Below are 8,745 nucleotides of genomic sequence, written 5' to 3'. Positions count from 1 at the left end.
CTATTTTATTTATTAATTATTTAAATTAATTATTTTTAAAAATTAATAAGATTTTATTAAGTATTTTATTTGAATTTTTAGTTTCAAGTATTTTAAAATATTTTGTTTTTTTTTTTATTTTATTCTATAAAATTAGTTTAATTTATGTTTATTTTTTATTAAAAATAGATTAAATTAAGTTAAATGATATAATTAGTTTAATTTTTTTAATTTCTAAATTATAATATTATTAAACTAAATTATTAAAAGTAGTAAGTTATTTAAAAATATTTAGTTAATTAAAGATTTAATATAAAATATTTAAGAGAATATTATATTCTCTTTTTATTTTAATTTAAGAAATTCTAGTTTTATTCTTTTTTAACTCCAGCAATCTCTGATAATGATTTACCTTCTTTTAATAATTTAAGAATTCCTGCTTCTTTAATTTTAATGTTAAGTGTTTCTAACATTACTTGCTTGAATGTTTCTTGTGGTATAATAAGTACTCCACTTTCATCACCAAATAAAAAGTCTCCTGGTTTAATTATTTTTCCATCAATTTTTAATTCAGGATTAACTTTACCATATGCAAGTGCCATTCCTGCATTAGGTACAAGATCTAATGCAAATAATGGGAAATCCATATATCTTGTTATATCAATATCTCTAAGGTATCCATAAATTACACATCCTGCAATTCCTTTTTCTTGAGCACAAGTTGAAGCAAGTTCTCCCCAAATTGCTGATGGTTCACCATTAGAATGTAAAAATAATATTTCTCCTTCTTTTGCTTTATCCATTGCAAGTAATCCAGTTCCCCAATCATCAGAATTAGTATCACATGTTACAATTCTACCATAAACTCTATGTTTATTAACAGATTTTAATCCATTAATTACACCACTTCTTCTTGCAACAGTGTTATATGCATCAGATACTTGACAAGTACATACAGAATCAAGTAATGCTTTTAAATTAGTATATGCTTCTATATTTGATTCATCATCTTTAAGGTATAAATCTTCTATAGAAAAGTTATCTTCAGTTAAATTAATATCTTTTAATTCATTTTTTTCATTACTTTTACTTTTTTTGGATGCCATTTTTAAAACAGTTTTTGGAGTTATTTTAGACAATTAAAACACCTTTATTTTTTAAATACTGTCTATTTAAATTTTATAAATAAAATCTAAGTGATTAAATAATTAGTTTTATTAATAATTTCAGTTTAAATAGGCTTTTTGATTAATAAAAAATTGTATTAAATTTAAGTAATTTAAATTTTAATTAGAAAAAATCTTTTTATAATAATAAATATTATATTATATTTTTGGTTTTTATATTATAAAATATTATTTAATTTATTAAATATTTTTAAGTCTAAAAATTAGGTTTTAATAGTTTTTATTTTTTTATAGTGTCATTTATTTTATTAAGTATTTTTAAATGTAAAAATTAGTTTTTATTTTCTATTTTATTATTTAATTATATTTAATTAGAGTTTTTTTTTTATTCTTTTTTATTTTATTTTTATTAGTATTAACTTAGTCTTATTTTAGATTATTATTTCTAGTTTTATACGATTTTATCTTTTTGTTTTCTTTTTGTATTATAAAATTTCAATTATTTGTTTTTTATTTTATAATTTTAATTTTTAAATATACAATTTTATATATTAGTTTTAACTAAATATATTATAGGTAAATTTAAGATTCATTACATACTCGAAAGAGTTTATTATTATTATTAATTTAATTATTTCACAATTATTTAAGAAATTTAAAGGAGTTAAGACTTCAAATTAGTTATTATTTAAATTTAAAATATTATTTAACTTAAGTAAGGTAAAATTTTTAGTTTATTGTTATTTACCTTTATTAAGTGTTTAATTTAGTTGTTATCAAAATTTAAAATTTTTATTATTAAAATTATATTGTTTAGGAAAGTTAATTTATTAATAACTTATTGTTCTTCTAAATAGGTGTATTTCGTGTTGTTTAATTTATAATTTAAAAAAGATTTATTCATTATAATTTGAATACATTATTTGGGATTGTCTTTACTCGATTTTTTGTTTATAATTGTTCTATTATTTTAATATATTAGCGTAAGCTATGCTCTTTTTGTATGATTTTACCTAAATAAATTTCATTTATTTAATTGATAATTAGTTAATTTTTATTATTGTTAATTAACAATTTATAGAGTTATTAGCTGATTATTTTAGATAAAAATTATTTATTATTTTATATTATTTCAATAAATGGTTTTTAGGGTAATTTAAATGTATTATTTTTTAAGAACTGTTTATAGTACTTGAATTATTAATAATTTAAGTTAATAATATATTTAAATTCTAATTTGAATTTTTTAATTTGAATTGTAATTTAAATTTGATTTATAAATTTTATATGACTTATTAAAATTAAGCCGTAAAGGAGGCTTATTATGTCAAAAGGTGAAGAACTAACTACTACTAAATATCTCATCTATGCAGATATTACTGCTAATGGGGTTGTTGAAAAACCTGATGTTGTTGGTGCTATCTTTGGTCAAACTGAAGGTCTTTTAAGTAATGATTTAGATTTAAGAGAACTTCAAAGAACTGGAAGAATAGGTAGAATTCAGGTTATTATTCATTCTAATGGTGGTCGTGCTAAAGGTGAAATAGTAATTCCTTCTAGTTTAGATAGGATTGAAACAGCTATTTTAGCAGCATCACTTGAAACAATTAATCGCGTTGGACCTTGTGAAGCAAACATCAAAGTTAATAAAGTTGAAGATGTTCGTGCAGTTAAAAGACAACAAGTAGTCAACCGTGCAAAAGAAATATATAAAGGTATGATGGATAGTGTTACTCCTGCAAGTATGCAAATGATTGAAGAAGTAAGGGAAGCTATGCGTGTTCATGAAATCTCTGAATTTGGTGAAGAAAGACTTCCTGCTGGACCTAGTGTTCATACTTCAGATGCAATTATTGTTGTTGAAGGAAGAAATGATGTATTAAATCTTTTAAAATATGGTATTAAAAATACTGTTGCTGTAGAAGGAGTTAATGTTCCTAAATCTATTGCAGATTTAACTAAAAAAAGAACCGTTACAGTATTTGTTGATGGGGATCGTGGTGGAGAACTTATCTTAAAAGAGCTTCTTCAAGTAGGAGATGTTGATTTTGTAACTCGTGCTCCTGTTGGAAAAGAAGTTGAAGATCTTGAAAAAGATGAAGTTATTACAGCACTTAGAGATAAAACTCCTATTGAACAATTTTTAGCAACTACTAGTTTAATTTCTAATTCAGAAGTTCAAAATAAAAAATCTTCTAGAAAATCTAAAAGGAATAATAACCATAATAATCATAATAAATATAATCAGAAAAATAATTATAAATCTGATAATGATTATGATTACGATGACATTGTTGAACAACCAGATATTATTGTAGAAGATGATGATGAAATCAGTTTAATGAAAGATATGTTAAAAGAGATTGAAGGTTCTGGAACTGGAGAAATCTTAGATAATGCATTAAATCTTATGAAAGAAGTAAGTGTTGAAGAACTTTATAATGAAGTTCAACATGTTGAAGATAATGCAGAAACTATAATTTTCGATGGTGTAGTATCTCAAAGACTGGTTGATGCATCTTATAAAAATGGTATTAAAAATATAGTTGCTTTTAAATCTCAAGATATTGTTAAAAAACCACATGGTTTAAAAGTTATTACTTTAGAATAAAAATGGACTTTTTTTCTATTTTTATTTTATTTATTTTATTCTAGTTTTATTATTATTATTTTGTCTTGTTTTTTTGTCTTATTAAGTTTATTTTTTGTTTATTTTGTTTTTAGTTTGTTTTATATTATTTTGCTTATTTTTGTTTATTATTCTTAGTTATTCTAATTTTTCTAATTTATTTATTTACCTTAATTTTAAATATTAATTTATTAGTTTTAGATTATTAAAGCTATTATTTGCTTATTTACATTAAATTACTATTTAAACTATGTAAGACATTCATTTCTTTCCATTTAATAAATCCTAATTCATCAATGTATTCTTCATCGCAGTGAACTTTTTCTACACGTCCAAAGAATACTTCATGTGTACCTGGTTTAATACTGTCAATAACACTACATTCAAAGTTTACTGGGCAATCTACAATAAGTGGTGCATTTACAATATCTGCATCAATAGTTTTAATATTTTCTAGTTTATTTACATCACGACCTGAAACTGTACCTAAATATCTTACAATGTCTATATGTTCGTCTGTTGGAATATTAACTACAAATTCTTTTTGTTCTTTGATTATATGATGTGAAAATCTTTTATCAATAATTGCAATCATTATGATTTTTGGATCAAAACTTACATTTCCTATGAATCCTACTGCAAGTGCATTATCATGTCCATCTTTATCTCTACAAGATACAATAGTACATGGTTCTGGATTTACATATTTATCGTATTTTACTTCTTTTTTCATTTTTAAAACCTTTTATTCTTATAATATTCTCATTTACTTATTTAATTTTAAGATATTTTTCATATAATTAATTTTCTTATGATTTTATGTTTTTTTATTTATTTTTCTTTATTTAATTTTTTTATTTATTTTTTAGTATGATTTTATGTTTTTTTATTTAAAATATATTATAATTTAATTAATCTTCAAGATCATTTTCTATTTTGCGTATGACTTTAGCAGGAACACCTACTGCAAGTGAATTATCAGGAATATCTTTTGTTACTACTGCACCAGCACCTATTACTACATTATTTCCAATGTTTACTCCAGGTAATATTGTAACGTTTCCACCTAACCAAACATCATTACCTATTTTAATAGGTTTTGTTAGTCCTTTATGTTCTCTACGATCTTTAGGGGATAATGGATGTCCAACACTTGTAATTAAGGTGTTTGGCCCTATCATAACATTGTTTCCTATTGTTACTTCATCACAGTCAAGTATTACTAAATTGTAGTTTCCTACAAAATTATCTCCTATTGTAATGTTTTTACCATTATCACATTGGAATGGTCTCATTATTTCTATGTTTTCTCCAACTTTTTTAAACATCTTTTTTATTTGTTTTTCTTGTGCTTCTTTATTTTCTGAGGGTATATTATTGTAGATATCTGTTTGTTTCATTGCATTTTCTTTAATTTGAGATATTTCTGGATCTGTATAATCATAATCAAGTCCTAATTTAAGTTTTTCAAGCTCACTTAACATAATATCACTTTAATCTTTTTATATTTTTCAAATGAATTGTTTATTTATTTTTTATTATTATTTTTTAGTTTAATTTTTTATTTTAAATATTTTTAGCTATTTTAATTATTTTTTTTAGTTTTTTATTCTTTATTAAAATTTTAAATATTTTTAGCTATTTTTTAATTTTAATTTTTACCAAAATATTTATTTACTTCGTTATACTATTATTATTTACTTCGTTATACTGTTTAGTTTATAATTTTATTTTAATTAATTTAATAGTAAATTATTAAATAATTTATTATTATCTATTTTAATTCAGTATAAATGATTATTTGTTAATAAAATATGTTGAGGAAGATATTATGCCTAGGTTTTCAAATATGAAGAAAATAAATAATACGAAACAAGAAAGACTATATAATTCTTCTATTGAGCTTCCTCAGTATGATGAAAATGGGGAAAAAATTAGTATTTTAGATTTATTTAATTTTAATGAAATGTGTGAAGATTATATTATAGATTTAGAAATTAGAAATTATTCAAAAAATACAATTAAAACATATACAAATATTATTCAAAATTTTATAGAATTTCTTGAAACACAAGATAATTTATATGATGAAAGAATTTTTGTAAGATCATTTAAACGTTATATTCAACATCTTAAGAGAGATAATGAGGTTTCACAGAATTATATTTATCTTGTAACAATTACTATTAAGAAATTTTTAGAATTCAATGATATTGATTTTTTATATGATATTGAATTTCCTAAAAGAACTAAATCTCTTCCTAAATCTTTAAATGAGCATGAAGTTGAACTTTTAATTGAAGCAGTTGATAATGATAAGGAAAATACTGATTTGCAGAAATTTATTAAGATGAGAAATAAAACAATTTTCACAATATTATACTCTTCTGGTCTTCGTATTAGTGAATTATTAAATTTAAAATTTAATGATATTGATTTTGAAACACGTACTATACGAATTAGAGGTAAAGGTGATAAAGATAGAATTGTTTTATTTGATAATAATACAAAAGAAGTTATTTTAGAATATAATAAATTAAGGAATCAATCTAATCCTTTACTTATATATAATAAAAATGGGGATAAATTGTCATCACGTTATGTTGAAGTTTTAATTAAAAAGTATGCTAAAGCTGCAGGTATTAAGAAAAAAGTTACTCCTCATATTTTAAGACATTCTTTTGCAACACATTTGCTTAAACATGGTGTAGATATAAGAATAATTCAACAATTACTTGGACATGCAAGTTTATCAACTACACAGATATATACAAGTGTGGATATGGAGTCTGTTAAAAATATTTATGACGAAGCAAGATCTGAGGAAATTATTTAATAATATAGTTTTATAACTTGAATTTTAAGTATTTAGATAAAAAGAGAGATATTAATTTTATTATTTAAATTAAATTTTAAATAATATTTTATTTTACTTGTTTATTTAATATAATTTTTATATTATCTTATAATTTCTTTTCAATTAGCTATTTACTTGGTTTTATTTAATTCTAAGCTTATTTAATGATTTTTATTTAATGGTAATTTACTAACATTTGTATATTAAAATATATAATAATTATATGATTTATTAATATATTTAAATAAGTATCTTTCTTATTTTTAAAAATTAAATGGTAAGTTATTTAAATAATAATAATTTTTATATATAAAACTATCGAAACATTTATATATTATTAAACATATACTATATAATGTATGGGATTAATTTTTAACTGATTTTTTATGAAAGTTTTAGGTAATAGTTTGCATATTGCAAATTCTGGTAAATTAATTGCAAGAGGAAAACAGACTCCTGTTGCTGGTGCTATAGTTTTTAATAGTAAAAAGAAAAAGATAGGTAAAGTTAATACTGTTTTTGGGCCTACTAAAAGCCCATATATTTCTATTAACCTTTTTAGATCTACTAATAGAGATAATATTATGGATAATTATGGAGAAAAATTATTTGTATCAAATAATAATAAAAAAAGTAGAAAAAGAAGAAAATCACGTAGAAATAATTAATTAATATATTAAAACACTATAATCAGTTTATAGTTGTTATTATTTAATATTTTTAATTTTTTTTAATTAAACAGATTTAATATTATATATTTTATTTTAGTTATTATATGAAAAATTTTTATTCATGGGGATGATAATATGGATAATGAAGAATTAAAAAATATGATTTCTAAAACTAGGAAATCCAAACAAATTTTCAGTAATGGTGTTCCAGATAATCATATTTCTCAGAAAGAACAAATGCAACATGATGTATTTGATATGGATAAAATCACCCAATGTCCAGAATGTGGTTCAGATAAATTTATACGAGATTATGTAAGATCTGAAGTTGTTTGTGAAAATTGTGGTTTTGTTATAGATGAAAACCTTCTTGATATGGGTCCTGAATGGAGAGCATTTGATCATGAACAAAGAGATAAACGTACTCGTGTAGGTGCACCTACTACTTATACCATTCACGATAAAGGTCTTAGTACCATGATCGATTGGAGAAACAAAGATATTTATGGTAGGGATATTCCTGCTCGTAATCGTGCTCAATGGTATCGTTTAAGAAAATGGCAAAGAAAAATCAGAATTTCTGGTGCTACTGAAAGGAACCTTGCTTTTGCATTAAGTGAACTTGACAGGTATTCTTCTAGACTTGGTCTTCCTAGAAGTGTTAGGGAAGCAGCTTCAGTTATTTATAGAAGTGCTGTTGAAAATAAACTTATTCGTGGTAGAAGTATTGAAGGTGTAGTTGCTGCTAGTTTATATGCTGCTTGTAGGCAATGTAAAGTTCCTCGTACTTTAGATGAGATTGCAGATGTTTCAACTGTAACTAAAAAAGAAGTAGGTAGGACTTACAGGTTCTTAGCTCGTGAATTACATATTAAATTACCACCTACATCTCCTGTAGATTATGTACCTAGATTTGCTAGTGAATTAGGTTTATCTGGTGAAGTTCAATCTAAAGCTATTGATATTATTAATCAAGCTATGGATAAAGGATTAACTTCTGGTAGAGGTCCTACTGGTGTTGCTGCAGCTGCTTTATACATTGCATCTGTTTTATTAGGTGAAAGAAAAACACAAAGAGATGTTGCAGAAATTGCTGGTGTAACTGAAGTTACTATTAGGAATAGGTATAAAGAATTAACAGAACAATTAGATATGGGAGTAACATTATAATCCCATTATTTAATTAAATTCTTATTTTTAGCTATTTAATTTCATCAAATAGTTATTTTTATTTGTTTTTGCTCTTTTTGTTTTTATTTTTTGTCTTTTTAGTTGTTTTTGTGTTTTTTGTGTTTTAGATTTTTTTGTCTTTTTTAGATTTTTTTTTATTAATTTTAATTTTTACTATTTTTTCTATAATTATTGTTAAATTATATGTTTTTGTTTTATTTTTTCTAATAATTCTTATAGAATTTTAGATTTTTATTTTATTTTTTTGTTTTTTATCTAATATTTTTTATATCTAAGTAATTATTTTATTTA

7 protein-coding genes are annotated in these 8,745 nt (G+C 22.4%); 4 read left to right on the top strand and 3 right to left on the bottom strand.

Going from position 1 to position 8,745, the window contains the following annotated elements; genetic code table 11:
• Positions 1–350 precede the first annotated feature (350 nt).
• Complete coding sequence (locus BGI41_RS05205) at positions 351–1,118, bottom strand: RraA family protein (RefSeq protein ID WP_233126325.1); 768 nt, start codon at positions 1,116–1,118, stop codon at positions 351–353.
• A 1,312-nt stretch (positions 1,119–2,430) separates the two neighbouring features.
• Here BGI41_RS05205 and dnaG point away from each other — a divergent pair.
• Entirely contained in the window at positions 2,431–3,717 is a 1,287-nt protein-coding gene (gene dnaG / locus BGI41_RS05200) for a DNA primase DnaG (RefSeq protein WP_088539208.1), read from the top strand.
• A 244-nt stretch (positions 3,718–3,961) separates the two neighbouring features.
• Here the strand turns inward: dnaG and BGI41_RS05195 are convergent, their stop codons facing one another.
• On the bottom strand, positions 3,962–4,468 hold the full coding sequence (locus BGI41_RS05195) for a flavin reductase family protein (RefSeq protein ID WP_088539207.1): 507 nt from the start codon (positions 4,466–4,468) through the stop codon (positions 3,962–3,964).
• A 178-nt stretch (positions 4,469–4,646) separates the two neighbouring features.
• Positions 4,647–5,219 carry a sugar O-acetyltransferase gene (locus BGI41_RS08670; protein ID WP_088539205.1) on the bottom strand — a complete coding sequence of 191 codons (573 nt, stop codon included), beginning with the start codon at positions 5,217–5,219 and terminating at the stop codon, positions 4,647–4,649.
• 482 nt (positions 5,220–5,701) lie between these two features.
• Between BGI41_RS08670 and xerA the strand changes: the two genes are divergently transcribed.
• The 3 genes from xerA (at position 5,702) to BGI41_RS05175 (ending at position 8,433) form a co-directional block, all read left to right on the top strand.
• Entirely contained in the window at positions 5,702–6,571 is an 870-nt protein-coding gene (gene xerA / locus BGI41_RS05185; protein ID WP_233126326.1) for a site-specific tyrosine recombinase/integron integrase, read from the top strand.
• Between the two features lie 407 nt (positions 6,572–6,978).
• A complete protein-coding gene (locus BGI41_RS05180) occupies positions 6,979–7,260 on the top strand; it encodes a Gar1/Naf1 family protein (protein ID WP_088539203.1) in 282 nt (93 codons plus the stop codon).
• Positions 7,261–7,500: 240 nt separating this feature from the next.
• On the top strand, positions 7,501–8,433 hold the full coding sequence (locus BGI41_RS05175) for a transcription initiation factor IIB (protein ID WP_042707417.1): 933 nt from the start codon (positions 7,501–7,503) through the stop codon (positions 8,431–8,433).
• Positions 8,434–8,745 lie beyond the last annotated feature (312 nt).

The sequence above is a fragment of the Methanobrevibacter sp. 87.7 genome (genome assembly GCF_002208625.1).
GTDB lineage: Archaea > Methanobacteriota > Methanobacteria > Methanobacteriales > Methanobacteriaceae > Methanarmilla.
This window is presented reverse-complemented; position numbering and strand designations above follow the sequence as displayed.

Excerpts from the sequence above, each read along its gene's own strand:
- dnaG (WP_088539208.1), top strand. The coding sequence starts at position 2,431 with ATGTCAAAAGGTGAAGAACTAACTACTACTAAATATCTCATCTATGCA.
- BGI41_RS05195 (WP_088539207.1), bottom strand. The coding sequence starts at position 4,468 with ATGAAAAAAGAAGTAAAATACGATAAATATGTAAATCCAGAACCATGT.
- BGI41_RS08670 (WP_088539205.1), bottom strand. The coding sequence starts at position 5,219 with ATGTTAAGTGAGCTTGAAAAACTTAAATTAGGACTTGATTATGATTAT.
- xerA (WP_233126326.1), top strand. The coding sequence starts at position 5,702 with ATGTGTGAAGATTATATTATAGATTTAGAAATTAGAAATTATTCAAAA.
- BGI41_RS05180 (WP_088539203.1), top strand. The coding sequence starts at position 6,979 with ATGAAAGTTTTAGGTAATAGTTTGCATATTGCAAATTCTGGTAAATTA.
- BGI41_RS05175 (WP_042707417.1), top strand. The coding sequence starts at position 7,501 with ATGCAACATGATGTATTTGATATGGATAAAATCACCCAATGTCCAGAA.